25 protein-coding genes are annotated in these 22,625 nt (G+C 63.0%); 8 read left to right on the top strand and 17 right to left on the bottom strand.

Going from position 1 to position 22,625, the window contains the following annotated elements:
* Window positions 1-158: 158 nt before the first annotated feature.
* The gene (locus ACZ6YA_RS23935) at window positions 159-881 is read right to left on the bottom strand and encodes a pirin family protein (protein WP_403129666.1); all 723 of its coding nucleotides are present in this window, start codon (window positions 879-881) and stop codon (window positions 159-161) included.
* A 247-nt stretch (window positions 882-1,128) separates the two neighbouring features.
* Between ACZ6YA_RS23935 and ACZ6YA_RS23930 the strand changes: the two genes are divergently transcribed.
* On the top strand, window positions 1,129-2,292 hold the full coding sequence (locus ACZ6YA_RS23930; protein ID WP_465900023.1) for a polymorphic toxin type 44 domain-containing protein: 1,164 nt from the start codon (window positions 1,129-1,131) through the stop codon (window positions 2,290-2,292).
* A 37-nt stretch (window positions 2,293-2,329) separates the two neighbouring features.
* Window positions 2,330-2,665 carry a hypothetical protein gene (locus tag ACZ6YA_RS23925; RefSeq protein ID WP_465900022.1) on the top strand — a complete coding sequence of 112 codons (336 nt, stop codon included), beginning with the start codon at window positions 2,330-2,332 and terminating at the stop codon, window positions 2,663-2,665.
* A gap of 41 nt (window positions 2,666-2,706) precedes the next feature.
* Here the strand turns inward: ACZ6YA_RS23925 and ACZ6YA_RS23920 are convergent, their stop codons facing one another.
* Entirely contained in the window at window positions 2,707-3,726 is a 1,020-nt protein-coding gene (locus tag ACZ6YA_RS23920; protein WP_465900021.1) for an alpha/beta hydrolase, read from the bottom strand.
* Between the two features lie 146 nt (window positions 3,727-3,872).
* Between ACZ6YA_RS23920 and ACZ6YA_RS23915 the strand changes: the two genes are divergently transcribed.
* Entirely contained in the window at window positions 3,873-4,757 is an 885-nt protein-coding gene (locus ACZ6YA_RS23915) for a LysR family transcriptional regulator (protein WP_465900020.1), read from the top strand.
* A gap of 175 nt (window positions 4,758-4,932) precedes the next feature.
* On the opposite strand, the gene ACZ6YA_RS23910 is transcribed toward ACZ6YA_RS23915, so the two are convergent.
* From ACZ6YA_RS23910 to purU, 7 genes are all read right to left on the bottom strand, one after another.
* On the bottom strand, window positions 4,933-5,898 hold the full coding sequence (locus tag ACZ6YA_RS23910) for an IS110 family RNA-guided transposase (protein WP_465900019.1): 966 nt from the start codon (window positions 5,896-5,898) through the stop codon (window positions 4,933-4,935).
* Between the two features lie 354 nt (window positions 5,899-6,252).
* Window positions 6,253-6,846 carry a sarcosine oxidase subunit gamma gene (locus ACZ6YA_RS23905; RefSeq protein WP_465900018.1) on the bottom strand — a complete coding sequence of 198 codons (594 nt, stop codon included), beginning with the start codon at window positions 6,844-6,846 and terminating at the stop codon, window positions 6,253-6,255.
* A gap of 3 nt (window positions 6,847-6,849) precedes the next feature.
* Window positions 6,850-9,753, bottom strand: coding sequence for a 2Fe-2S iron-sulfur cluster-binding protein (locus ACZ6YA_RS23900; protein ID WP_465900017.1), 2,904 nt, complete (start codon window positions 9,751-9,753; stop codon window positions 6,850-6,852).
* Window positions 9,750-10,055 (bottom strand): sarcosine oxidase subunit delta, encoded by a 306-nt coding sequence (locus ACZ6YA_RS23895; RefSeq protein WP_465900016.1) that lies wholly within the window; start codon window positions 10,053-10,055, stop codon window positions 9,750-9,752. Before ACZ6YA_RS23895 ends, ACZ6YA_RS23900 begins: the two co-directional genes overlap by 4 nt.
* A gap of 11 nt (window positions 10,056-10,066) precedes the next feature.
* Complete coding sequence (locus tag ACZ6YA_RS23890; RefSeq protein ID WP_465900015.1) at window positions 10,067-11,308, bottom strand: FAD-dependent oxidoreductase; 1,242 nt, start codon at window positions 11,306-11,308, stop codon at window positions 10,067-10,069.
* Window positions 11,290-12,201: a bifunctional methylenetetrahydrofolate dehydrogenase/methenyltetrahydrofolate cyclohydrolase FolD gene (gene folD, locus ACZ6YA_RS23885; protein ID WP_465900014.1), complete on the bottom strand. Its 912-nt coding sequence runs from the start codon at window positions 12,199-12,201 to the stop codon at window positions 11,290-11,292. The genes ACZ6YA_RS23890 and folD overlap by 19 nt, the downstream gene beginning before the upstream one ends.
* Window positions 12,198-13,064, bottom strand: a complete 867-nt coding sequence (purU, locus tag ACZ6YA_RS23880; protein ID WP_465900012.1) for a formyltetrahydrofolate deformylase — start codon at window positions 13,062-13,064, stop codon at window positions 12,198-12,200. Before purU ends, folD begins: the two co-directional genes overlap by 4 nt.
* A 205-nt stretch (window positions 13,065-13,269) precedes the next feature.
* Here purU and ACZ6YA_RS23875 point away from each other — a divergent pair, with 205 nt between their 5' ends.
* The 5 genes from ACZ6YA_RS23875 to ACZ6YA_RS23855 all read left to right on the top strand — a co-directional run bounded on the left by ACZ6YA_RS23875 (window position 13,270) and on the right by ACZ6YA_RS23855 (window position 16,409).
* Window positions 13,270-13,671 (top strand): hypothetical protein, encoded by a 402-nt coding sequence (locus ACZ6YA_RS23875; RefSeq protein WP_465900010.1) that lies wholly within the window; start codon window positions 13,270-13,272, stop codon window positions 13,669-13,671.
* Between the two features lie 112 nt (window positions 13,672-13,783).
* Window positions 13,784-14,005 carry an MbtH family protein gene (locus ACZ6YA_RS23870; protein WP_465900008.1) on the top strand — a complete coding sequence of 74 codons (222 nt, stop codon included), beginning with the start codon at window positions 13,784-13,786 and terminating at the stop codon, window positions 14,003-14,005.
* The gene (locus ACZ6YA_RS23865) at window positions 14,002-14,721 is read left to right on the top strand and encodes a thioesterase II family protein (RefSeq protein WP_465900006.1); all 720 of its coding nucleotides are present in this window, start codon (window positions 14,002-14,004) and stop codon (window positions 14,719-14,721) included. The genes ACZ6YA_RS23870 and ACZ6YA_RS23865 overlap by 4 nt, the downstream gene beginning before the upstream one ends.
* A gap of 57 nt (window positions 14,722-14,778) precedes the next feature.
* Entirely contained in the window at window positions 14,779-15,330 is a 552-nt protein-coding gene (locus ACZ6YA_RS23860) for a hydrolase (RefSeq protein WP_465900004.1), read from the top strand.
* A 26-nt stretch (window positions 15,331-15,356) separates the two neighbouring features.
* Window positions 15,357-16,409 (top strand): DUF1615 domain-containing protein, encoded by a 1,053-nt coding sequence (locus ACZ6YA_RS23855; protein WP_465900002.1) that lies wholly within the window; start codon window positions 15,357-15,359, stop codon window positions 16,407-16,409.
* A gap of 99 nt (window positions 16,410-16,508) precedes the next feature.
* Here ACZ6YA_RS23855 and ACZ6YA_RS23850 read toward each other — a convergent pair whose 3' ends face one another.
* From ACZ6YA_RS23850 to ACZ6YA_RS23815, 8 genes are read right to left on the bottom strand one after another with little or no spacing between them, the layout of a single operon-like run.
* Complete coding sequence (locus tag ACZ6YA_RS23850; protein WP_465900000.1) at window positions 16,509-17,378, bottom strand: metal ABC transporter substrate-binding protein; 870 nt, start codon at window positions 17,376-17,378, stop codon at window positions 16,509-16,511.
* Complete coding sequence (locus tag ACZ6YA_RS23845; protein WP_465899998.1) at window positions 17,375-18,274, bottom strand: metal ABC transporter permease; 900 nt, start codon at window positions 18,272-18,274, stop codon at window positions 17,375-17,377. Before ACZ6YA_RS23845 ends, ACZ6YA_RS23850 begins: the two co-directional genes overlap by 4 nt.
* Window positions 18,274-19,020 (bottom strand): metal ABC transporter ATP-binding protein, encoded by a 747-nt coding sequence (locus ACZ6YA_RS23840; RefSeq protein WP_465899997.1) that lies wholly within the window; start codon window positions 19,018-19,020, stop codon window positions 18,274-18,276. Before ACZ6YA_RS23840 ends, ACZ6YA_RS23845 begins: the two co-directional genes overlap by 1 nt.
* Entirely contained in the window at window positions 19,017-19,919 is a 903-nt protein-coding gene (locus ACZ6YA_RS23835; RefSeq protein WP_400802211.1) for a metal ABC transporter substrate-binding protein, read from the bottom strand. Before ACZ6YA_RS23835 ends, ACZ6YA_RS23840 begins: the two co-directional genes overlap by 4 nt.
* A 17-nt stretch (window positions 19,920-19,936) precedes the next feature.
* The gene (locus ACZ6YA_RS23830) at window positions 19,937-20,521 is read right to left on the bottom strand and encodes a DUF6162 family protein (protein WP_465899994.1); all 585 of its coding nucleotides are present in this window, start codon (window positions 20,519-20,521) and stop codon (window positions 19,937-19,939) included.
* Window positions 20,518-20,838, bottom strand: a complete 321-nt coding sequence (locus ACZ6YA_RS23825; RefSeq protein ID WP_465899993.1) for a hypothetical protein — start codon at window positions 20,836-20,838, stop codon at window positions 20,518-20,520. The genes ACZ6YA_RS23830 and ACZ6YA_RS23825 overlap by 4 nt, the downstream gene beginning before the upstream one ends.
* Window positions 20,835-21,374: a thiamine pyrophosphate-binding protein gene (locus ACZ6YA_RS23820; protein ID WP_465899991.1), complete on the bottom strand. Its 540-nt coding sequence runs from the start codon at window positions 21,372-21,374 to the stop codon at window positions 20,835-20,837. Before ACZ6YA_RS23820 ends, ACZ6YA_RS23825 begins: the two co-directional genes overlap by 4 nt.
* Entirely contained in the window at window positions 21,371-22,564 is a 1,194-nt protein-coding gene (locus ACZ6YA_RS23815) for a PepSY-associated TM helix domain-containing protein (RefSeq protein WP_465899989.1), read from the bottom strand. Before ACZ6YA_RS23815 ends, ACZ6YA_RS23820 begins: the two co-directional genes overlap by 4 nt.
* Between the last annotated feature and the right edge of the window lie 61 nt (window positions 22,565-22,625).

Below are 22,625 nucleotides of genomic sequence, written 5' to 3'. Positions count from 1 at the left end.
ATGCGTATTAGCCTGTAAACAATGTCCCCGGTTTGAAATGTAAACGATGTCTTCGGTTTGTACCCGGGGCAAGCCCGCTCCCACAGGTACACCACTATTCTTGAAGCCAGTGGTGTACCTGTGGGAGCGGGCTTGCCCCGCGAAGAGGCCGGTCCTGCTTACGGCATGCCCGGCAGTTCATGCGGCCGCAAGTCAAACACCAGCACCTCCGCATCCTGGCCATTGCTCAGCTCAAGCACCTGCTCCTGCCGCACCCGCACACCATCCCCCTCATTCAGCACCTGCCCATTGAGCTCGATGCTGCCGCGCGCCACATGCACATAACCGTGGCGATTGTCCGGCAAGGTCAGGCTCGCCCGTTCCGCGCCATCGAACAGCCCCGCATACACCCGCGCGTTCTGCCGTACCTGCAACGACCCCTCAGCGCCATCCGGAGAAATGATCAGCCGCAACTTGCCACGCTTCTCCTCGGCACTGAAGTGCTGCTGTTGATAACGCGGCGTGGCGCCTTTCACGTTAGGCACGATCCAGATCTGCAGGAAATGCACCGGCTGCGCCTGGCTGTGGTTGAACTCGCTGTGCGCCACACCGTGCCCCGCACTCATCAGTTGCACATCGCCAGGGCGGATCACCGAACCGGTGCCGAGGGTGTCCTTGTGCTCCAGCGCGCCTTCGAGCACGTAGGAGAAGATTTCCATGTCTCGGTGCGGGTGCTCGCCGAAGCCTTTACCAGCGATGACGCGATCGTCGTTGATCACCAGCAGGTCGGAGAAACCCTGCTCGTCGGGGTTGCGGTAGTGGCCGAAGGAAAAGGTGTGGAAGGATTTCAGCCAGCCATGGAAGGCCAGACCGCGGTCTTGGGCGTTACGGACGGTGAGCATGGTGATTCTCCTTGTGAGCCGGGGCCGGGAGGGCCAGCGGGTCGTTGATGGGAGAAGTGTACTGTCACTCTTCATGCTGAAAAATTAGTCTTAGTTGGAATGACTGTCTTGAAGCGGGTGACAATTGCGCGTGCGTGTCTTCGGACGTTTCTTGCTTTTTTGTAGGTTAATTCTTAAAGCGTCTGAAGCTGATCTTAAGGAGGGGTCTGGCTGCTAACTTCGAGATTTCCACTAAGGAAGTGAACCTGTGCGCACAAGTATTGATGGCAAAGGTGAGGCGGTTGATGGCGACAGCACGACCACGGGGGCAACCTGCCTGGCCACCGGAGAAGGATATTTATCCGAAGGACTAAGGGTGCTGCGCCGTGGCGATCCCACAACAGCCTGTCCGCTTTGTGGCCAGAAAGGCGTGGTTGCTGAGGGCAATGAATCGTTCATCTCCGATGGGCAACCGGTTGCAGTGGATGGATCGCTTGTCGAATGTGGTTGCCCGAGCGGGAGTAATCGAGTGGTGGCGCCGCTGCAGGCTAAGCTGCCCACGACAAAAGAAGTTGCCCCATCCAGTCCTTCGCTAACGCGCTCATGGGCAAGTCCTCCTCCCGGCGGTAGTAGCCGAGTCGTGGCAATGGGAGGACCTGAAGAAGGGACAAGTCCAGCGGTAACACCACAGGCAAGCCAGTCAGCAAGATCAGCTAGAGCAAACCGCATCTCCGAAACTACGCTAGCAGAAGGAAAGCAGAAGTCTGTCCTCTGCAATCATCCTGGCATGCTGGAGCAGGTCGCGAGCTATATTGCCGAGGAAATGAACCGGAACATCACGCATCCATCTGTAGTGAAAATGAAGAAGCTAACAAGTTTTGAAGCGATAGAGGAACATGCAAAATTTCAAAAGCTCCCTTGGTATGCGCGTCTTTTACCGCCTGACTTTCGAGCGATGAGTGTTGGTAACACGGCTGCCGCGATGGCGCTTTGGACAGAGCGGGTTGGTCAGAACAGGCCATGGGATCATAAGGTGGCGATTGCAGAACGGTTTGGCGGGGTATGGCAGAAGCAAGGTGAAGTCGACTTCTTCTACGACATCTGGTCGAACATCCACTACGGCTATGTAGGACGGGCGGGTGGCCTTTCAGAAAGCGTTCTTCTGGATGGAGCTGGTCTTGAGCAAATTGCATCTGACTCCATTCGGAAAGTTCAAAAGTGGAATGATCATGAAGGGCCTCACCGCTCCGCTGACATAGAAGGCCTGCGGGCCTGGGATGACATAGGTGATCGTGTCGCTATTAGCATTGGCGTCAATCTGCACAAGCTTCATCCAAACGGTGGGATTACGGCAAAACTGCTCATGGCTGAAGTTTTAGCTTTGCCACGTTCAAGCTGGGGGGATGGCGTACGTGATCACACCTGCAAGTAAACCGAAACGGCATATCTGGCGATGGGTGGTGGCGATCATGGTCACCCCAATCGTCTTTTGGTATTTCGCTACACCTTGGGTGAGTTTTCATTTTTCTGACAAAGGGCAGGGGCGTCTCGGCTATATCTTGAATGTTCAGCACAGCATATTTAAAGGTGAGATCTACCCAGGTGAAACCACCGGCGGCGCCGGGCATATCTTCCCGAACGATCAATTTTTCATGCAGCTCGATTGGAACAACCGTGGAGAGTGGCACTGCATTCAGGTCAAACCCAAGTGGCCCAGGATTGATATCTACATTGGGGTAGACGGTGCAATAGATAGCCGCACCGACGGCAGATTCATTGAAGCCTGCGGGGCATTTCCGCAATAGAAACAAAAAGACCCGCCTGGGCGGGTCTTTTGCTCATCGACTCACTGCAGATGCACTTTAAGTTCGGCGCCCGCCTGACGCATCGCTGCCTTCACAGCCGGCACCTGGCTCAACGGGTTGAGCAGGCCATAGTCATGAATCATCCCGTTGTATCGCACCGAAGTGACGGTCACCCCAGCCGCATTCAGCTTGCGTGCATACGCCTCACCCTCATCGCGCAAGACATCGAATTCAGCCGTCTGTACCAGCGCCGGAGGCAGGCCCTTGAGCTGTTCGATGCTGGCGCGCAGCGGCGAGGCGTAGATCTGTTCCCGTGCCTTGGCATCGGTGGTGTAGTTGTCCCAGAACCACTTCATCATGCCAGTGGTGAGGAAGTGCCCTTCGGCAAACTGTTTGTACGACCCGGTCTCGAAGCTGGCATCGGTCACCGGCCACAGCAGCAGCTGGAAGCGCAGCTTCGGTGTGCCAGCCTCTTTGGCCTTGAGCGCCACCACCGCCGCCATGTTGCCACCGACGCTGTTGCCGGCCACGGCCAGGCGCTTGCCGTCCACGCCGATTTCCTTGCCATGCTCGGCCACCCAGCGGGTCGCGGCGTAGGCCTGGTTGATCGCGGTGGGGTAGTGCGCTTCAGGGGATGGGGTGTAGTCCACGTAGACCGCCACCGCGCCGGAGCCGACCACCAGATCGCGGATCAGCCGCTGGTGCGTCGGGAAATCGCCCAGCACCCAACCGCCGCCGTGGAAGAACATGAACACCGGCAGCTCACCCTTGACATTGGCCGGCCGCACCACCTGCAGCTTGATCGACTGGCCTTCGGCCTGGATGGTGCGTTCCTTCACCTCGATGCCGGACAGGTCGACCTTGACCGAGGCCTGGGCACCGGTCAGCACGGCGCGGGCGTCTTTCGGGCTGAGTTGTTCGAGGGGTTTGCCGCCGCCTTTTTCCAACGCTTCGAGGAAGGCCTGGGTGTGCTGTTCGACGCCTGGGCTGCCAGCGGCGAAGGCGCTGGACACGGACAAGGCGAGGAGGGAAGCGGTGAGGGTCTTGTGGACAATGTTCATGAGCGAATCCTTTTCTGTGCAAGTGTGGGTAGTGGGCGTCTTGCCTGGCCTTCAGGGCCATCGCTGCGACCTGTGTGTAGATTAAGCAGATGCATTGGCGGGAAAAAGCGGCTATAAAGCGTTTGACTGTCACCAAGAGCGAGACAATGAACCCGTACGAAGACATGCGCATCTTTGCCCAGGTCATGGAAGCCGGTAGCTTCACCGCAGCCGCCGACCGCCTGGGCATGTCCAAGCAATCGGTCAGCCGGCGCCTGATGCAGCTCGAAGAGCGCCTCGGCGTACGCCTGCTCAACCGCTCCACCCGCCGTCTGGATGCCACGCCGCTGGGCCAGCACTACTATCAGTCGGCCCTGCGCCTGCTCGGTGAAGTGCATCAGGTAGAGCACGACATCAGCGGCCAGACCCAGGCGTTGCGCGGCACCTTGCGCCTGAGTGCGCCGTTGTCGTTCGCCATATCGCACCTGGGCTGTCTGTTGACCGAGTTCCTGCGCCTGCATCCGCAGGTGGATGTGGAGGTGGACCTCAGCGACCGCGCCGTGGACCTGATCGGCGAAGGCTATGACCTGGCCCTGCGCATCGGTGCGCTGGAGGATTCCAGCTTGATTGCGCGGCGGATCGCCGGCGTCGAAAGGGTGTATTGCGCCAGCCCTGGGTATCTTGAAGTGCGTGGCGTGCCGCAGCGGCCGGACGCACTGACCGAGCACGATTGCCTGCCCTATGGGCATTCACGGCAGGTGCAGTGGCAGTTCAAGCAAGGTGGCAAGGCGCAGGCCATCGCGGTGACCGGGCGGATGCGCGCCAATAACGGCGAGCTACTACGGGACGCGGCGATTGCCGGCATGGGGGTGACCTACCTGCCAACCTTCATTGTCGGGCAGGCCTTGACGGATGGGCGTTTGGTGAGTGTGCTGGAAGACTGGACGCCGCCAGCGCTGCAACTGTCGGCGGTGTACCCGCAGCACCGGCAAGTGGCCAGGCCGGTGCAAGGGTTTGTCGAGTTCTTGCGCGAGCGGTTGGCGCAGCTTTAATACCCAGGCCCGCCACATACCTCGTGGGAGCAACTGTCTTGCTCAAAATTTAGAAAGTTGCACGATCCCTGTGGGAGCGGGCTTGTCCCGCGAACACGGGCCAAGCCCGTGCCATCCAGCGCGGTGCCTGCTTCGCGGGCGGTCCGACTTCTCGGCAAGCCCGCTCCCACACGGATTACGCTGCCTTTTTGATCTGCGTATCTTCAGGCTGAGGCAGCACTACCTCTCGCCATGGCGTGCCCGTCTTGAGCATTGCATTGAGCCGTACGATGAAGGCTCTCATGCAGGCCACGATAGCGACCTTGGCCAATTTCCCGCGCTCGCGCAGCGCCTCATAGCGCGCCTTGAGCGCTGGATTATGCTTAACGGCCACGAGGCAGGCCATGTACAGCGATCGCCTAACCTCAAATCGCCCACCCGAGATGGAGCGTTTGCCCACAGACTTTCCGCTGTCGTGGTTGAAAGGCGCTACGCCGACCAAGGAGGCTATCTCTCTGGACTCAACACGACCGAGTTCTGGCAGAAGTGTCACAAGCTTGCCCGCCGTCACCAGCCCAATGCCTTTAACTTGAACCAGCTGGGCAACCCGTTCATCGTTCAGCGCAGCCGTTTGCTGTTTGATCGCTTGCTCAACCAGTTTGATCTGCGATCTGAAGTGCTGAAGGTTGGTTTTCAGGAAATTGGCAACCACTGCTGACTGCGCCTGTTTCAGGCGACGTCGGTCGTCATCTCGCTGCTGAACCAGGCGATCACGCTGCTGCAGCAGCTCCCGCAGAAGCGCCCGGTCCGGGCTGATTCGCAAGGTAGGCTGGTCTGGAATGACTTCAGCGTAATGGGCCAACACTCCGGCATCGATAGCGTCGGTCTTGGCCTTGATGCCCATGGAATCGGCAAAGGCCCTGGCTCGCTTCGGGTTGACGCGTATTACTTTGTAGCCTGCGTCCTGCAGAAAGTGCATGACAGCACGCTCGTAGCCGCCCGTAGCCTCCAACAGAACACGCTTGATGCTGAGCCCTCGAAGGCTCAACTGCAGCGCTTCAAACCCTGCTGGATCATTGCTCACACGGATTTTGATGCCCTGCGGTCGCACCAGTGCATCAAGTGAATTACTGGAAACATCGATACCCAAGAAGGAAGCCATCACCAAAACCTCCTAAACTCATCACAGTGAGAGGACTTTGGCTTGGCCCACGCTTGTGATTCGAGATCAGAGCCGCATCCAACTGTTCGGGCTCTCGCCAAAGTGGAACGGTGAATGACAGCTTGTGCTCCCACTCGTGCTCATGGCACCTGCGGCACTCAGCTTGTCATTCACCGCTCTCACTCCAGATTCTAATCCCTCTTCAAGACACAAGCGGCTTTAGCCGCGAAGCAAGCGACGCGGTGGATGGCACGGGCTTCGCCCGTGTTCGCGGGACAAGCCCGCTCCCACAGGGATCGCGCAGGTTTCTATGTTTCGTGGAAGACAGTTGCTCCCACTGCGGCCCTGATAATGCTAAGCCAATACGCTGTCTGAGCTAACCATCCCACCCTCGAATTCCGCCATGGCATCCAGCATGGCTTCGCGGAAATAAGCCAGCGAAGGCCGATCGAACAGGATCTGCAACGCACCCCCGACATTCACCACGATCACATTGATCCGCGCCGCCGAAGTTTGCGCCACGGCCCCGACCGGGAACGTCTCAGCGCGCAGGTCAACCCCACACAGCTTGGCCATCACCGCACTGTACTGTTCGCCGGACAATTGCAGCCAGGCATGGCTGTCCTGACGCGGCAGCAGGTAATTGCGCTGGGTATCCTGGGTCCAGTCTGCCTCTTCGGCGGCCACCCTCGCGCCTTGATCACTGAAGCTGCCCAGCAGCAGGTATTCGGTGGCCGACAACCGCGCCACCCAACCCCCATCGTCCTGGCGCAGTGCTTGGTTGGGCTGTGAGGGCAAACGGTAGCCACGCGCTTGCAGGTAGGCGGCACCGTCAGCGCCACGAAAGCCAACCCGCGGCAAGTCGGTCAGGTCGGTCAACGCGCAGCGCTGCAGCCGCTTGTCCTGCGGGTCGGGTGAGAGGAAAGCTTGTGTCTTCAGGCTGGTCATGGCTCAAAGCTCCTGGCGCACGTTGTCGGGATCGTGGAAGGGCAGTTGCACCACCTTGGCATTGACCATCACGCCACCCTCGACGCGGATCGGGATATGCATGCCCGGCGTGGCCTGGTGGGCGCCAGCGTAGGCCAGGCCGATGATCTGCCCGAGGGTCTGCGAGTACTCACAGGAGGTGACGTTGCCGCTGATGTCCGGGCCCTCCAGCACCAAATGACCTTCCAGGGGTTGCGGACTGCCCTTGGGCAGGGTGAAACCGACCAGCTTGCGATTGAGCGGTTGCGCTTCGAGGATCTCGATCGAACGTTTGCCGACGAAGAACGCTTTTTTGCGGCCGATCGCCCATTGCATGTCGATCTCGGCGGGGTGGGTCATGCCATCGGTGTCCTGGCTGATGATCACGTGGCCTTTCTCCAGGCGCAGCAGGCGCTGGGCCTCGACCCCGAATGGGCGGATACCCAACCCGGCGCCGGCCTGCATCAACGTGTCCCACAGGCGTTCGGCATGGCGTGCCGGCACGTGCACTTCAAAGCCCAGCTCGCCGACGAAGCCGACACGCAGGATGCGCGCCGGGATGCCGGCCACCTTGCCCAGGCGCACACCCAAATAGGGGAAGGCATCGGCCGACAAGTCCACGTCATCGCACACCTTGGCCAGCACCTGACGCGACAAAGGCCCGGCGAGATTGACGGCAGCCAGAGCCGCGGTGACGTTGCTGATGTCGACGTCCAGACGCCACTGTGCATTCCACTTGAGCATCTGTTGGTAGATACGGTCGACACCACTGGTGGTGGCGGTGACATAGAAGTGCTGTTCGGCCAGACGAGCGCAGACACCATCGTCGATCACCACGCCGTGCTCGTTGGTCATCAGCGCATAGCGCGTGCGGCCGACAGCAAGCTTGGCGAAGCCGAAGGTGTACAGGCGTTCGAGCAGTTCGGCGGCGTCGGGCCCGCGCACGTCCAGGCCGCCCAGGGTGGAGACATCGATCAGCCCAACCTTTTCGCGCACATGGCGGGCTTCCTCCTGCATGCAGCGTTCGCGCTGGTCCGGCTTGCCATAGTAAGCGGGGCGCTGCCACGTGCCGGCGGGCATCATTTTCGCGCCTGCCTCCAGGTGGCGGCGATGCATCGGCGTCTGCCGGTACGGGTCGAAGGCGCGGCCCGCCACATGGGCCAGCTTTTCCGCCACAAAGGGTGGCCGCGCGGTGGTCACGCCGGTCTCGCTGATGCTGCGCCCCGTGGCCTGCGCCACCAGGCGCGCAGTCGGCAGGGCCGAGTGGCGGCCTTGGGACGGGCCCATGCCGACCGTGGAAAAGCGCTTCACCAATTGCACGTCGCGGTAGCCGCTGCGGGTGGCGTTGACGATGTCACGCACTTGCAGGTCCTCGTCGAAATCGACGAAGTCCTTGCCCTTGGGGTGCGGGAAGATCGGCCAGGGGAAATTGACCCTGGCCTCGGGGCTGAACGTCACCGCCGCCGGGGCTTGCAGGCCGAGCGCCGTAACCGCCTCGGCGGCGCCTCGGGTGGCATCGGCCAGCACATTCTCCAGGCGATGACGGCCGTTCACCGAGCCTGCAATATCCAGACCGGCGGGCAGGTTGCTGAGGGCGAACTCGTCGCGGTTGACGTCGTAGGCCAGCTTGCCGCCCGCCTGGCACAGCAGTTGATACACCGGCATATAGCCGGCTGACATGCACAGCAGGTCGCAAGCCAGGCGCCGGCCATGCTCACCGACCTTGCCAAGGCCGGTGATCGGGCGGATGTCGACGCCGCTGACATGGCGCCGTCCTTTGTCGTGCAGAGCTTCATAAACCGTACTGCCCAGGTGCAGGGGAATGTCGCGGCGCTTGAGCTCGCTGGCCAGCGCGGCATCGGCGGGTGCGGCGCGCATGTCCACCAGGGCGGCGACGGCCACGCCTTGCTCCTGCAGGTCGAGAGCGGCCAGGTAGCCGTCGTCGTGGCCGGTGAGGATCACCGCGCGCTGCCCCGGCTTGACCGCGTACAGCTTCATCAGCCGTTGCGCGGCACTGGTCAGCATGACCCCGGGCAGGTCGTTGTTGCGGAACACCACCGGCTGGTCGAACGAACCTGCAGCCACCAGGCAGCGCGTGGCGCGAACCTTGTACATGCGACGGTGCTGGATCACCGGCAGGTAGTTGTCGGTGAACCAACCATTGCAGGTGGCCTGCAGCAGCACCTGGATATTCGGGTGGCATTCGACGGCGCCTAGCAGCTCCTGGCGCAGGCTGGCCGCGCGAGTGCCGGCGATGTCGAAGCGGGCATAGGTAAGCGAGCCGCCCAGCACGGTCTGCTGCTCGACCAGCAGCACCTTGGCCCCGGCATTGGCGGCGTCCAACGCCGCGCGCAGGCCCGCGGGGCCGCCGCCAATCACGGCCAGGTCAACGAACAGGTAGGCCTTGTCGTGGTACTGCGGCTTGAAGCCTTGTTCGAGCACGCCGAGTCCGGCCTTCTTGCGGATCAGCGGCTCCCAGACCTTCCACATGCCCTTGGGCTTGTAGAACGAGCGGTAGTAGAAACCGACCGGCATGAACCGCGAAAACGTGCCCAGGTAGGCGTCACGGTCGTGCTCCAGGCTGCCATTGAAGTTCTGCCCTTCGACCACCAGTCCATCGCAGGCTGCGTGCAGGTCGGCCAGCACGTTGGGCTCGTCGGGCAGTTGCACCAGGGTATTGGCATCCTGCCCGGCGAGGCTCAGTGGCCCGCGCGGGCGGTGGTACTTGAATGAGCGCGACAGCAACCAGCGGCCGTCGCCGAGCAGGGCACTGACGATGCTGTCACCGGCGAAGCCCGGGCAGGCCTGGCCATCGAAGACGAAACGCAGTGGTCGCTCGCGGTCGATCAGCAGGCCCATGGGCGCGGGGAGGCGAGTGAGGCTGTTCATCCGGCGATCTCCGGGGTGGCGGCGGGGGTGAAGTCGACCCGGTGGTCGAACACTGCTTTAGGGTCGAAGGTGCGCAGCACCTGGTCGCTGACCGTGTGACGCTCTGCCAAAAACCAGTAACTGGAAGCGTTGTGCAGCCACCACTCGGTGACCACACCGGCGTGGTTGTCGCTGTTGAACACGTAGTCGGCCCATTCGATGTCGCTGCAGGCGGCCGGGTCGGGCATCGGCTTGAACTCGCCGCCGTAGGTGAACTCGCTGATGTTGCGCGGGCCGTTCAAGGGGCAGGTCAGGATCTTCATCGTGCTTTCCTCTAGTGGCTGGCTGCGGTGGCGCCCATTTCGTTGACTTGCTGGAAGCGGCTGAAGCGCTCCAGGGCGAAGGGCGCGATCATCGGCGGCACCTTGCCGCTGCTGGCGACCAGCTCGGCCATGGTCTTGCCGCAGATGGGCGTGGCCTTGAAGCCCCAGGTGCCCCAACCGGCGTCCAGGTAATAGTTGTCGACCGGCGACAGGCCCATGATCGGGCTGTAGTCCGGGGTCATGTCGGTGATCCCGGCCCACTGGCGCATCAGCTTGGCGTTGGCCATGAACGGGAACATCTCGATGGCGTGGGCCAGCAGGCTTTCCTTGAGGTCGAGGGTGGAGCGGGTGTTGTACAGCGGATAGGGGTCGGAGCCGCCGCCGAAGACGATCTCGCCGCGACTGGTCTGCTGCACGTAGCAGTGCAGCGCCGAGGAACTGACCAGTGGATCGAGAAACGGTTTGAACGGTTGGGTGACCATGGCCTGCAGGGGGTAGGTGTGGATCGGCGCGCGGATGCCAGCCTTGGCTAGCAGCTGCGAACTGGCGCCGGCCACCGCCTGCACCACGCAACCGCACTGCACGGTGCCACGGTTGGTCTTGACCGCTTCGATGCGGCCATTGCGAATCAGCAGGTCCTGCACCTCGGTCAGCTGATGAATTTCCACACCCCGCTTGGCCGCCTGCTTGGCGTAGCCCCAGGCCACGGCGTCGTGGCGCGCGGTGGCGCCGTCGATGTGCCACAGGCCGGCCAGCACCGGCAGGTGGCCGGGGTCGAGGTTCAGGCTCGGCACCAGCTCGCGGATCTGCTGGCGGTCGATCATCTCGGTGCGCCCGCCGAAGTGCTTGTTCACCTCGGCCCGCTGGCGGAATGCACGCACGGTGGCGTCGGTGTGCGCCAGGGTCAGCTGGCCGCGCTCGGAATACATGATGTTGAAGTCGAACTCGTTGGACAGGTTCTGGAACATCCGCACCGACTCTGCGTAAAAGCGCACGCCTTCGCTGGTGAGGTAGTTGGAGCGGATCACCGCCGTATTTCGTGCGGTATTGCCGCCGCCCAGGTAGGCCTTTTCCAGCACCGCGACGTTGGTGATGCCGTGGTACTTGGCCAGGTAGTAGGCAATGGCCAGGCCGTGGCCGCCGCCGCCGATGATCACCACGTCATAGCGCGGCTTGAGTTCGCATGGCGCAGGGAGGTCGACTTCCACCGGGTAGTCGGCGCTCAGGCCGTATTTCAGCAGGGCGAAAGGCATGCGGTGCGCTCCTGTTGGGCGGCCTGCTGCTGCAGGTCGAGGGCGAGCAGGGTGTTTTTCATCAGGTAGGCGATGGTCATCGGGCCGACCCCGCCGGGGACTGGCGTTATGGCAGCGACCTGGGGCAGTGCAGCGGAAAAATCGACGTCACCCACCAGGCGACTGCGGCCTTGTTCGTCGATGCGATTGATGCCGACGTCGATTACCACTGCGCCGGGTTTGAGCCAGCCGGCACCGATCAGACGTGGCTTGCCGATCGCTGCCACCAGGATGTCGGCCTGGCGGCACAGGGCGGGCAAGTCCTGGCTGCGCGAGTGCACCACGGTCACCGTGCAGTCGGCTTGCAACAGCAGTGCAGCCATGGGCTTGCCGACGATATTCGAGCGGCCGATCACCACCGCATGCTTGCCGCGCAGCTCGCCGCAGGCATCGTGCAGCAGGCGCATGCAACCACTGGGCGTGCACGGGGTTAGGACGTCGCGGCCCTGGGCCAACCCGCCGACGTTTTCGCTGTGAAAGCCATCCACGTCCTTCAGCGGGCTGATGGCTTGCAATACGCAGTGTTCGTCGATATGTGCCGGAAGCGGCAGCTGCACGAGGATGCCGTTGACTGCACTGTCGCGGTTGAGGCGATCGATCAGGGTCAGCAGGTGGGCTTGGCTGGTCTCGGCGGGGAGGCGATGCTCCAGGGAGCGGATGCCTACTTCCTCGGCGCGCAGCACCTTGTTGCGCACGTACACCTGGCTGGCGGCGTCGGCGCCCACCAGCACCACCGCAAGGCCCGGCTGCACGCCGCCCTGGCGCAAGGTCTGCACCTGCTCACGCACTTCGGCTAGCACCCGCGCTGCGGCCGCCCTGCCGTCGATCAGCTTGATATTGGGGATGACGTTCATTTGAAGATCACCGTGCGGTCGTGGTTGAGGAACACCCGGTGTTCGAGGTGAAATTTGACCGCGCGCGACAGGGCGATGGTTTCAGTGTCCCGGCCGATCGCCACCAGGTTTTCGGGGCCGTAGGCGTGGTCGACGCGCTGCACTTCCTGCTCGATGATCGGCCCCTCGTCGAGGTCGCTGGTGACGTAGTGGGCGGTGGCGCCGATCAGCTTGACTCCGCGCTGGTAGGCTTGGTGATAGGGCTTGGCACCCTTGAACCCCGGCAGGAACGAGTGGTGGATATTGATCGCCCGGCCTGACAGCTGGCGGCAAAGGTCGTCGGAGAGGATCTGCATGTAGCGCGCCAGCACTACCAGTTCGGTGTCGCTGTCCTCGACGATGCGCATCAGCGCGGCTTCTTGCTCGGCCTTGGTGTCCTGGGTCACCGGCAAGTAGACGAATCGGATGCCCTGGCGCTCGGCCATGGGGCGCAGGTCCAGGTGGTTGGAGACCACGGCAGTGATGTGCATGTCCAACTCACCCTTGGCGTGGCGGTAGAGCAGGTCGGACAGGCAGTGGTCGAACTTGCTGACCATCAACAGGACGCGCATCGGCCGGGCGCTGCTGTGCAGGCTCCAGTCCATTTCGAAGCGCTGGGCCACATCGGTGAAGCCCGCTTGCAGTTGCGCGGTGTCGGCGCTGACTTCGGTGTTGTAGCGGAACACCGCGCGCATGAAGAAACGGCCATTGTCTTCATCATCGAACTGCGCCATCTCGCTGATGTAGCAACCGTGCTCGGCCAGGTAGGTGGTCACTGCGGCGACGATGCCGGACACGGCCGGGCAACTGACGCGCAGGATGAGGTGATCGGGAGCGGGATGCATGTCGGGGCCTCGTGATGGAGTGGGGCAGGTCGGGCACAAGGGCGAAATGGTGTTTCTTGTTAGGAATATAAATTTCCTTTTGGCGATTTATAGGCGAAAAGCAGGGTCACGGTCTAGCGGTTTGTGAAATTTTTTATCCTGGCAGGAAACTTTTTGCAGGGTTGCAAGGGTCTGCAAACGGCCCGCTTCGGGCTATGCTAGGCCCATGAGCACACCACCTGCCCTCCGCCAACCTTGCCCCCCTGGCGCTTGTGACTGCGGCCGCGAACGGCTGGATGAGCATCCGCCAGCTGCGCAGCGCATCCTGTTGCTAAATCGACAGGAAGAGAAGCGCCTGCTCGAACGCCTGGAGAACCTCAAGGATCTGGAAGACCTTCAGCGCCTGCAAACAAGGATGTTCGAGAACCTCGGCATACGCGTGCACGTTGCCCCCGGTTTCAATGAAGTGCGTACCATGCGCGGCATCGTCATCCAACTCGACGCCCAGCCGGGCCTGTGCCGCAAGACCCGGCAAGCCATTCCGGCGGCTATTCGACGGGGTCTGGAGCGCAATCCGCAGGTGGCGTTCCGCCTGCTGGATGCGCATGATCTGCTCAGGGATGCCTGACGCTTCAGTGCTCTGGCAATCGATCCCTAATTTTCCGCAAGTGTCCAACGTCTACTTGAAAGCCGCCCTGCGCCAAGCGCGTAACGGCATCCCTCATTCAAGGAGACAGGCAATGACTTCCGTTTTCGACCGCGACGATATCCAGTTCCAGGTAGTGGTCAACCACGAAGAGCAATATTCCATCTGGCCCGACTACAAGGCGATCCCCAACGGCTGGCGCGCCGTGGGCAAAAGCGGCCCGAAGAAGGACTGCCTGGCTTACATCGATGAGGTCTGGACCGACATGCGCCCGCTCAGCCTGCGTCAGAAGATGGCTGACGCTGCCGCACAGTGACCGCACTCAACCTGCTGTGCCTGCCGTATTCCGGGGCCAGTGCCATGGTCTACAGCCGCTGGCGGCGCAAGCTGCCAGGCTGGCTGCAGCTGCGCCCGGTTGAGCTGCCGGGGCGCGGTGCGCGCATGGGCGAGCCGCTGCAGACCGACATGCAAGCCCTGGCCCGGCAACTGGCGGCAGAGCAGCGCCACGCAGCCGCCGCGCCGTATGCATTGCTTGGCCATAGCCTGGGCGCGCTGCTGGCATTCGAACTCGCCCACGAGTTGCAGGCGCTGGCCTGCCCGCCACCGCTGGCGCTGATTGCCTGTGGTACCGCAGCGCCCACCCGGCGTGAAGACTACGACGGCAAGAACTGGCGTGACCCCAAGACCGACGACGAGCTTAAGCTTGAGTTGCGCGAGCTCAACGGCACCCCGGAAGAGGTGCTGGCCAATGAAGAGCTGATGAGTCTGACGTTGCCGATTCTGCGTGCCGACTTCCTGCTGTGTGGCCGTTATGCCTACCGCCAACGGCCGGCCTTGGCGTGCCCGCTGCACGTGTTCGGGGGTGAAGACGACCGGGCCAACGAGGGGCAGCTGGTGGCCTGGGGCAAGGAAACTCAGGGTGAGTTCACGTTGCGCATGTTCCCTGGCAGCCACTTCTTCATCCATGAGCAGGAGGACCGCGTCCTCGCTGCTCTGGCCGCGTCGCTGGAGCCACATCGTCTCTGCGCCTGATTGACGTCACCGCTTGCCTGGGGGAGGCTAGGCCTTTCCCCAGGCAAGAGGCAGACCATGCTGATCGATCCTCACAAGGCCACACTGCTGGCCATCGATATCCAGGAAAAACTCATTGGCGCCATGAGCGACCCCGAGGGCACCCGCACCCGTGCGCGCTGGTTGTTGGCCGCCAGTGCCGAGCTGGAGCTGCCGGTGGTGATCTCCGAACAGTACCCCAAAGGCCTGGGCCCGACCTTGCCTGAACTGATCGCCGCAGCACCGGCGGCCGAGGTGGTGGAGAAGAACCATTTCTCCTGCGTGGCCGCCCAGTGCCTACCTGCCAGCCTGATGGCCCGCGAGCAGGTGATCGTGTGCGGCATGGAAACCCACGTCTGCGTGCTGCAGACCGTGCTCGGTTTGCTGGGCCTGGGCAAGCTGGTATTTGTGGTCGAAGACGCCTGCGACAGCCGCACCCCGGCGAACAAGGCAGCGGGGCTTGCGCGCATGCGCCAGGCCGGAGCGCACATCGTCACGCGCGAGATGGTCCTGTTCGAGCTGATGGGCAGCGCCAGCCATCCGCAGTTCCGCCATATCAGCAAGACCTACATGGTCGGTGACCAGCCCTGAACGGTCGGTTACTAGCGACCGGATTGATGGCCTTGGCACTGCTGCAGGGTTGCGCGGGGCGCCGCGAGGAAGAGCCTGAAGCCGACCCCGCCAAGGTGCGCGCCCAGCTCATGCGTCTGCTGCCTGCTCAGACCAAGGACCGCGAGGGTTGGGCCAAAGATATCCAAGTCGCGTTCGAGGCCCAGCGCATCGCGCCGAGCAAACGCAACCTGTGTGCGGTGCTGGCGGTGACCGAGCAGGAATCAACATTCAATGCCGACCCGCAAGTGCCCAACCTGGGGCGCATCGCCCGCACCGAGATCGACCGCCGTGCGGCAGGCCTGCATGTTCCACGCTTGCTGGTCGACGGGGCACTGAACACGCCCTCGGGCAACGGCCAGACGTACCAGCAACGGCTGCTCGCAGTGCGCAGCGAGAAGCAGCTGAGCGCGCTGTACGACGAGTTCATCGCCCGCCTGCCGCTGGGCAAGACCTTGCTCGGCGGGCTCAACCCGGTGCACACCGGTGGGCCGATGCAGGTCAGTGTCGAGTTCGCCGAGCAACATGCCAAGGATTACCCCTACGCCTACGACGGCACCATTCGCCAGGAAGTGTTCAGCCGTCGGGGTGGCATGTACTTCGGCATTGGCCACCTGTTGGGCTACCCCGCGCATTACGAGCGCCAGCTCTATCGCTTTGCCGACTTCAACGCCGGTTGGTACGCCAGCCGTAATGCTGCGTTCCAGGCTGCGCTGAGCGAGGTAACGGGGGTGGCATTGGCACTTGATGGCGACCTGATCGCCCCAGGTGCGATCATGCCTGGCACCACCGAACAGGCGGCGCGCAAGTTAGGGGTGAAGCTGGGGCTGCGCAACCCGCAGATCCGTAGCCAGCTGGCGCTGGGCGACAGCCTGGCGTTCGAGGACAGCAAGCTGTACAGCGGGGTGTTTGCCTTGGCGGACGCGGCGGCGGGTAAACCGGTGCCGCGGGCGCGATTGCCGGGGATCGAGCTGAAGAGCCCGAAGATTACCCGCAAGCTGACCACGGCGTGGTTTGCGGGGCGGGTGGATGAGCGTTATGAGCGGTGCATGAACCGCTAGTTCGCTTTGTCTGTACCGGCCGCTTCGCGGGGCAAGCCCGCTCCCACACAGAATCTGTGGGAGCGGGCTTGCCCCGCGAAGAGGCCGGTACAGGCGATATCACCCTTTGCTCAATGCCCCAACCACCTGATCAACGCTGGTCTTGAGCCCCGCCACGGCATCTTCAGGGTCACTCTCCACTACCAACAGCTTGGCCCCCGAGGCTTTGATCACTTCGGCCACAGCGGCATCAGGCTGGCGATGGTCCAGCACCAACGCCACGTCCTGCTCCTTGAGGTTTTCACCCAGTGCCTTGAGCGCCGCTTCATCCCACTTGCCATCGGCTGGAAGCGCCTGTTCCACAACATCCAGATTCAGCCCGCTGGCCAAATAGCCCAGACGCTCGGACAGGCTGACCACGCTCAGGTTATCGGCTTTGGCCAGTTGGGTCTGGCTGTTGGCGGTCAACTCCAGCAGCTGGCGCTTGAGCCCCGCCAGGTTGCCCTGAATCTTCGCCTTGTCGGCAGGCGCCAGACGCTCAAGGTCATTGGCCAGCACATCGGCCATGCGCCCGAAGTTGGTCGGATTCAGCCAGGGGTAGGCGGCGTAGGCGTCGTCGCCGGTCACTGCGATACCTGGCAGCGCGCCGTCTACCGGCCGTGCGGCATCGATTTCGACAATACGGATATTGCTGCGTCGGGCCATTGGATACAGCGGGTCGTCGCGCCAGATGGAGCGCACACCGATCACCGCATCGGCCTGTTGCGCGGCTTTCGCCAGGCTGGCGCCGCCTCGGCTGCTGAAGTAGGCAGGCTGGCGGCTGGCCGGCAAATTGGCCGGGGCGGCCCGCTTGAGTTGCACCGAGGTGCCGTCGAGCAAGGCCGTGGCCAAGCTGTGGGTGACCGGCAGAGTGGTCAACACTTCGGTGGCAGATGAAAGCGAAGGCAGGCCTGCGATAGCCAGTGCCAATGTCAGCTGTTTCAGGTTCATGCCGGATTTCCTTGCAGGCGTGGGACGAGGGCGCGGGCCAGGGCGGCAAGGGCGAAGCAGATGCCGGCGACCAGGATGATTGCAGCACCCGACGGCACCGGCAGATCGAAGACGATTGGCAGCAAAATGCCCAGCAGCGTGCTCAGCGTGGCGATCAGCACCGAGATGAAGAAAAAGCCCTTGAGCGACTGGCTGACCAGGCGGGCGGCAGCGGCTGGAATCACCAGCAGCGCCCCAACCAGGATCGCCCCGATCACCTTCACCGAAGCCACCGTGACCAGTGTCACCAGTACCACGAACAGGTAGTCCAGGGTCTTCACCGCTACCCCGCGCACCGCTGCCAGCTGCGGATTGAAGCTGGCCAGCATGATGCGGTTGTAAAGCGGCAAGGCCAGAGCCAGCACCAGCGTGGCGACGACCCCAAGCACCACCAGATCGTGCGCGCTGACGGTCAGCACCGAACCGAACAGCACGTTTTCGAGAATATGCACGTTGATCTTGCCCGCCAGCATCAGCAGCAGGCTCGCACCCAGTGCCAGCGACACCGACAGGAACACGCCGATCAAGGTATCGGGTGACAGCCCGGTGCGATTGCGCAGGAAGTTGAGCAGGATGCCGAATAGCAGGCAGTAGCCGAACAGGCTGCCATAAGGGCCGGTATAGGGTTCGCCGAGCAGGATACCGATGGCCACACCGGTCAGGGCGGCATGGCCGACCGCTTCGGAAAAGAACGCAAAGCGCTTGACCACTACCAAGGTGCCCAGGCCGCCGAGTACCGGGCCGATCATCAGCCCGGCGAGCAATGCGTTGATCACGAACCCGTAGGCCAGCGCCTCCGGCAGATAGCCAGCGCCGGCCCATTCCTGGATCAGTTGGCGGAATGCTTCATAGCTCATCAGGCGAGGCTCTCGCTGCGCGGGTGGACGGAGAACAGGCTGAGCAGGCGCTCCGGAGTCAGGGCCTGGGCCGGTGGGGCGTCGAACAGTACCTGGCGGCTCAGGCCGGTGACCCGGTCGGCCAGGCGCAGCACGGCTTGCAGGTCGTGTTCGATCCATAGCACCGTGGTCCCGGCCTGGCGCCAGCCGTGCAGCAGTTGCTCGAACACCTGAATGCCGGCTTCATCGAGCGCCGACATGGGTTCGTCGAGCACCAGCAGTTGAGGCTCAGGGATCAAGCCCTGGGCCAGCAGCACGCGCTGGCGCTCGCCGCCAGACAGCGCACCCATGCGCCGCTTGCGCTTGTCAAGCATGCCGACCCGGGCCAGCGCCGCGTCGATCGCCGGCTGCACGCGTCGCGACAGGCCGAGGAAGGCCGGGCGCCGTTGGCACATCGCGGCCATGAAGTCGTCCACGGTCATTGGCAGGCCGCGGTCGAATTCCAGCGCCTGCGGCACGTAGCCGATCACCTGCTGCTCACCCGGCCAGTGCAGGGTCAGCTGGCCCTGATGCGGCATCTGCCCCAGCAGGGTCTTGATCAGCGAACTCTTGCCGCCGCCATTGGGCCCGACGATGGCGTGCACGCTGCCGGCGGCAACGTTGAATTCGACCCCTTCAAGGATGCGCGTGCGGCCGAGCGTCAGGTCGATGCCGGCGAATTCGATGCGCGGGCCGCCGGCCACCACGAGGTTGGCGGCGGCGGTCATGCGCGGTTCTCCTGGATGGCACGGACCACGGTGTCGAGGTTGCGCTTCATTTCCACTTCGTATTTTTCCTTGGTGTATTCGCCATAGGAAATGTGGGTCAGCGGGTACAGGCGCACGCCGGACTCGCGCTGGATGGTTTCGACATACGCCGAGGGGAAGTCCATCTCCGAGAAGATCACCTTGACGTCCAGCGCCTTCAGCTGGTCAATGGTCTTCTTCAGTTGCGCGGGGCTTGGCTCGATGCCGTGGGCCGGCTCGACCACCGCTGTCACTTCCAGGCCGAAATCGCGTACCAGGTAGTCGTAGGCGGCGTGGATGGTAGCGACACGGAAGTTGGCACCAGGGGCCTCGGTGACCTTGGCCAGGGCCTCGGCACGCAGGGTGCGCAGGCGCTTGGCGTAGGCGCGGGCGTTCTGGGTGTAGAACTTGGCGTTGTCCGGGTCGAGCTTGCCCAGTTCGCGGGCGATGTTGTTGACCTGGGCGATGGTGGTGCTGATCGACAGGAACGTGTGCGGGTTGACCACCTTGCCGGCGCCGCGCGCCGCGATCCCGGTGGCTGCCAGCAGGGGCACGTTCTGGTTGGCTTCGATGGTCTTGATATCGGGTTTTTCGCTGGCGGCGATCATGCGGTCGGCGAAATCGTCATGGCCGACGCCATTGAGCACCACCACGTCCAGGCTGCCGATGCGCTTGATGTCCTCGGCGCGGGGTTCGTAGGCATGCGGGTTGAAACCTGCCGGAATCAGCGGCACCACTTCGGCCTTGTCACCGACGATGTTGGTCACATAGCTGTAGTAAGGGTGCAGGGTGATGCCGATACGCAGCGGTTTGCCGCTGTCGGCCACGGCCAGGGCCGGCAGGGCGAGGGCCAGGAGCAGGGCGAAGGCGGAACGGAACATGGAAAATTTCCTTGGATTCAGTGACGGTGTTCGCGGGTAACCCCGGCGTCGTAATGGCTGACCACTTGCTGCCAACCGGCGGCGACCAGGGCGGCCTGGCCGAGATCGTCCGGCACCACGGCGGCGCTGTCGCGGCGCAGCCAGACGTCGGCCTCGCCGCTGCTGTCGCCTGGCAATATCAGCAGGAAACTGCCCGCGACCTGCGGTGCCTGGCTGCGGCCCAGGTAGGCACCGGCCGGTAGCCATTGCCACTGGTGGCTGCCACGGCTCTGGCTGCCGGCATCGACCACGAACGGTGGCAGGCCTTCATCGGCCAGGGCTTGCACGTCGGGTACGGCGGCGGCTTCTTCGCGCAGCAGCTGGATCTCGTCGAACGCTACGCGCAAGTCGGTGAAGATACCCTGTTCGGCGGCCGTCAAATCGCGACGGGCGTCGATCTGGTGGCTGGCGATGGCCTGTTCGTCTTCACGCTCGCCGCGCAGCAGCACCACCGTGGCGGCAACGATGACGATCAGCAGGCTGACCAGCAGCACGTAGAGGGTTTCGTGCCCGGCACCGGCGGGGCGCACCACCTGGGTGCGGCTGTGGGCTGGGCTGCTCATGGTTGCGCAATGTCGGCGTAGTCGACTTCGACCACGTGGCCGGGGCCTGCGTCGAACAGGACGTAGAATTCACCGTCCGGGCGCTTGAAGGTCAGGGTCGAGTCCTGGCCAAGCTTGCCACCGACCAGGACCTGCTCATCGTAGCCGATCACGTCCAGGGTCACGCCTGGGGCGCCGCTGCCGTCCGAGAAGCCGCCGGTGCATTTCACCTGGCCGCCATCGATCTCTTCGCATTCGCACATCGGGTTGTGGGCCAGGGCCGGGCCTGCAGCCAGGATCAGCAAGGGCAGGGCCAGCCTGCGAATCAGGTACTTCATCGTTTGCCTCCTTGTTTCTCGAGCCAGGCCAGGGTGGCCGGCGAAGCTTTGGCGAGGGGGACCGATGCCTGGTGCATGCTGCCGTCCCAGCCTTCAATGGTGATCCAGACCTGCGCGTCCGGCGCGGTGCGCGGCGGAATCGGCAGGTTGGTGGCCATGCGGTAAGGCGCGCCGAAGAAGATGGTGCCGGCAGCGCGCAGGCTGCGGGGTTTGCCGATGCGCAGGTAGACAGCCTTGACCTCATTGATGCAGGCCTTGCACAACGCGGCGTTGAAACTCTTGAAGTAGCCGGCAGGGCCATCGGCCAGAGGGGCCTGATCCCTGACTTCGGCCAGGTCGAGGCTATACGGCCCGACCTGGATGTTGCTGATCGGGTTCACACCCAGCCCGGCGTCGCCGCGAAACAGCTTGGCGTCGGCAAAATACTTGGGCATGAAGCCCAACGGGATGAGGATCAGCAGGATATTGAGGTGGAAGCGCCACTTCAGCCAGAACTGCTTCAGCGGGGTGGCGGACACAGCTTGAGCCTGACTCATGATTGGATCTCCGCAGGGGTTTCGCTGGCCCGCACGCGGGGCACACGTTCGCTGCGCTTGAGGGCCGCCGCGGTGGCCTGGGCAGTACGTTTGGTCCAGATCAGCAAGCCGCTGAACACCATCAGGGTCAGGATCAGGCCGAAGAAGAACCAGATCAGCTTGATCGGCAAACCGCCAAAGTCGCCGGTATGCAAGGGTCGCATCGATTCGGTGACGAATTCCAGGGCGCTGCGGTCGCTGAGCAGGAACTGGCTGTCCACGTTGCGGGTGTAGGGGTTGACCGCTGCACTTTGGAACATCAATGGGTACCAGCCGCGCCCGCCCATGTCGATATGGCTATAGGCCGTGGCCGGCAGCGACACGAAGCTGATGTCCAGGCCTGGGATGGCCAGCCCGGCGATGCGCGCGGCTTCGTCCAGGTCGATGCGCGGTACCGGGCTGCCATCTGCGCTCAGCGGCACCTGCTCACGGGCGATGACCGGCACGATGGGTTCGCTGGAGATGGTGATGTGGTTATCGAACAGGATCGCCTGGATCAGGAACCAGGTGCCGGTAATCGAGATGACGGCGATGAACCAGATCGACCAGACGCCGGCCAGGCGATGCAGGTCGCCCCAGAAGATGCGCGAACCGTGGCCTGTGCGAATGGGTTTGAAGAAGCCTTTCCAGAATTTCTTGTAGACCACCAGGCCGGTGACCAGCGACGCCAGCATCGGTAGCCCCAGCAGCGATACCAGGTACCAGCCCCAGCTGAATCCGCTGGTGAACGGTACCAGCCACCAACCGTGCAGGGCGCGGGTAAAGCCTTCGAAGTTGAAGTCGGGTGCCTTGCCCTGTATCGCACCCGTGTATGGGTTTACGAAGAGGGTCGGGGTGGTGCCGTCTGGCAGGGTGACACGCGCGTTGAGGGCAAAGTGGTCCCCGTCCGGTTGGCTCAGGGAGCGCACGACCATCTCGGGTTCAGCCTTGTTCAGGGCAGTCAGCACTTGCTGGAAACTTAGGCGCTCTGCGCTGTCGTTGGGCTGGCTGGCGCGCACATCTGGGTTGGCCAGCCATACGATTTCCTGACTGACCACAGCGAGCATGCCGGTGAAGCAGACGATCAGCACGAAGAACCAGATCGGCAGGGCGAGCCAGCTGTGTACCAGGAACCACAGTTTGGACTTGGATTTTTTGCTTGATTTGGCCATCGGTCGGTCTTCTGAAAATGAGGGTCGAGCATATGCCCAACCATTGTGGCTGCATTGATAA

This window comes from Pseudomonas sp. NPDC090752 (genome assembly GCF_055584805.1).
This window is presented reverse-complemented; position numbering and strand designations above follow the sequence as displayed.

Excerpts from the sequence above, each read along its gene's own strand:
- ACZ6YA_RS23935 (WP_403129666.1), bottom strand. The coding sequence starts at position 881 with ATGCTCACCGTCCGTAACGCCCAAGACCGCGGTCTGGCCTTCCATGGC.
- ACZ6YA_RS23925 (WP_465900022.1), top strand. The coding sequence starts at position 2,330 with ATGGTCACCCCAATCGTCTTTTGGTATTTCGCTACACCTTGGGTGAGT.
- ACZ6YA_RS23920 (WP_465900021.1), bottom strand. The coding sequence starts at position 3,726 with ATGAACATTGTCCACAAGACCCTCACCGCTTCCCTCCTCGCCTTGTCC.
- ACZ6YA_RS23915 (WP_465900020.1), top strand. The coding sequence starts at position 3,873 with ATGAACCCGTACGAAGACATGCGCATCTTTGCCCAGGTCATGGAAGCC.
- ACZ6YA_RS23910 (WP_465900019.1), bottom strand. The coding sequence starts at position 5,898 with ATGGCTTCCTTCTTGGGTATCGATGTTTCCAGTAATTCACTTGATGCA.
- ACZ6YA_RS23905 (WP_465900018.1), bottom strand. The coding sequence starts at position 6,846 with ATGACCAGCCTGAAGACACAAGCTTTCCTCTCACCCGACCCGCAGGAC.
- ACZ6YA_RS23900 (WP_465900017.1), bottom strand. The coding sequence starts at position 9,753 with ATGAACAGCCTCACTCGCCTCCCCGCGCCCATGGGCCTGCTGATCGAC.
- ACZ6YA_RS23895 (WP_465900016.1), bottom strand. The coding sequence starts at position 10,055 with ATGAAGATCCTGACCTGCCCCTTGAACGGCCCGCGCAACATCAGCGAG.
- ACZ6YA_RS23890 (WP_465900015.1), bottom strand. The coding sequence starts at position 11,308 with ATGCCTTTCGCCCTGCTGAAATACGGCCTGAGCGCCGACTACCCGGTG.
- folD (WP_465900014.1), bottom strand. The coding sequence starts at position 12,201 with ATGAACGTCATCCCCAATATCAAGCTGATCGACGGCAGGGCGGCCGCA.
- purU (WP_465900012.1), bottom strand. The coding sequence starts at position 13,064 with ATGCATCCCGCTCCCGATCACCTCATCCTGCGCGTCAGTTGCCCGGCC.
- ACZ6YA_RS23875 (WP_465900010.1), top strand. The coding sequence starts at position 13,270 with ATGAGCACACCACCTGCCCTCCGCCAACCTTGCCCCCCTGGCGCTTGT.
- ACZ6YA_RS23870 (WP_465900008.1), top strand. The coding sequence starts at position 13,784 with ATGACTTCCGTTTTCGACCGCGACGATATCCAGTTCCAGGTAGTGGTC.
- ACZ6YA_RS23860 (WP_465900004.1), top strand. The coding sequence starts at position 14,779 with ATGCTGATCGATCCTCACAAGGCCACACTGCTGGCCATCGATATCCAG.
- ACZ6YA_RS23855 (WP_465900002.1), top strand. The coding sequence starts at position 15,357 with ATGGCCTTGGCACTGCTGCAGGGTTGCGCGGGGCGCCGCGAGGAAGAG.
- ACZ6YA_RS23850 (WP_465900000.1), bottom strand. The coding sequence starts at position 17,378 with ATGAACCTGAAACAGCTGACATTGGCACTGGCTATCGCAGGCCTGCCT.
- ACZ6YA_RS23845 (WP_465899998.1), bottom strand. The coding sequence starts at position 18,274 with ATGAGCTATGAAGCATTCCGCCAACTGATCCAGGAATGGGCCGGCGCT.
- ACZ6YA_RS23840 (WP_465899997.1), bottom strand. The coding sequence starts at position 19,020 with ATGACCGCCGCCGCCAACCTCGTGGTGGCCGGCGGCCCGCGCATCGAA.
- ACZ6YA_RS23835 (WP_400802211.1), bottom strand. The coding sequence starts at position 19,919 with ATGTTCCGTTCCGCCTTCGCCCTGCTCCTGGCCCTCGCCCTGCCGGCC.
- ACZ6YA_RS23830 (WP_465899994.1), bottom strand. The coding sequence starts at position 20,521 with ATGAGCAGCCCAGCCCACAGCCGCACCCAGGTGGTGCGCCCCGCCGGT.
- ACZ6YA_RS23825 (WP_465899993.1), bottom strand. The coding sequence starts at position 20,838 with ATGAAGTACCTGATTCGCAGGCTGGCCCTGCCCTTGCTGATCCTGGCT.
- ACZ6YA_RS23820 (WP_465899991.1), bottom strand. The coding sequence starts at position 21,374 with ATGAGTCAGGCTCAAGCTGTGTCCGCCACCCCGCTGAAGCAGTTCTGG.
- ACZ6YA_RS23815 (WP_465899989.1), bottom strand. The coding sequence starts at position 22,564 with ATGGCCAAATCAAGCAAAAAATCCAAGTCCAAACTGTGGTTCCTGGTA.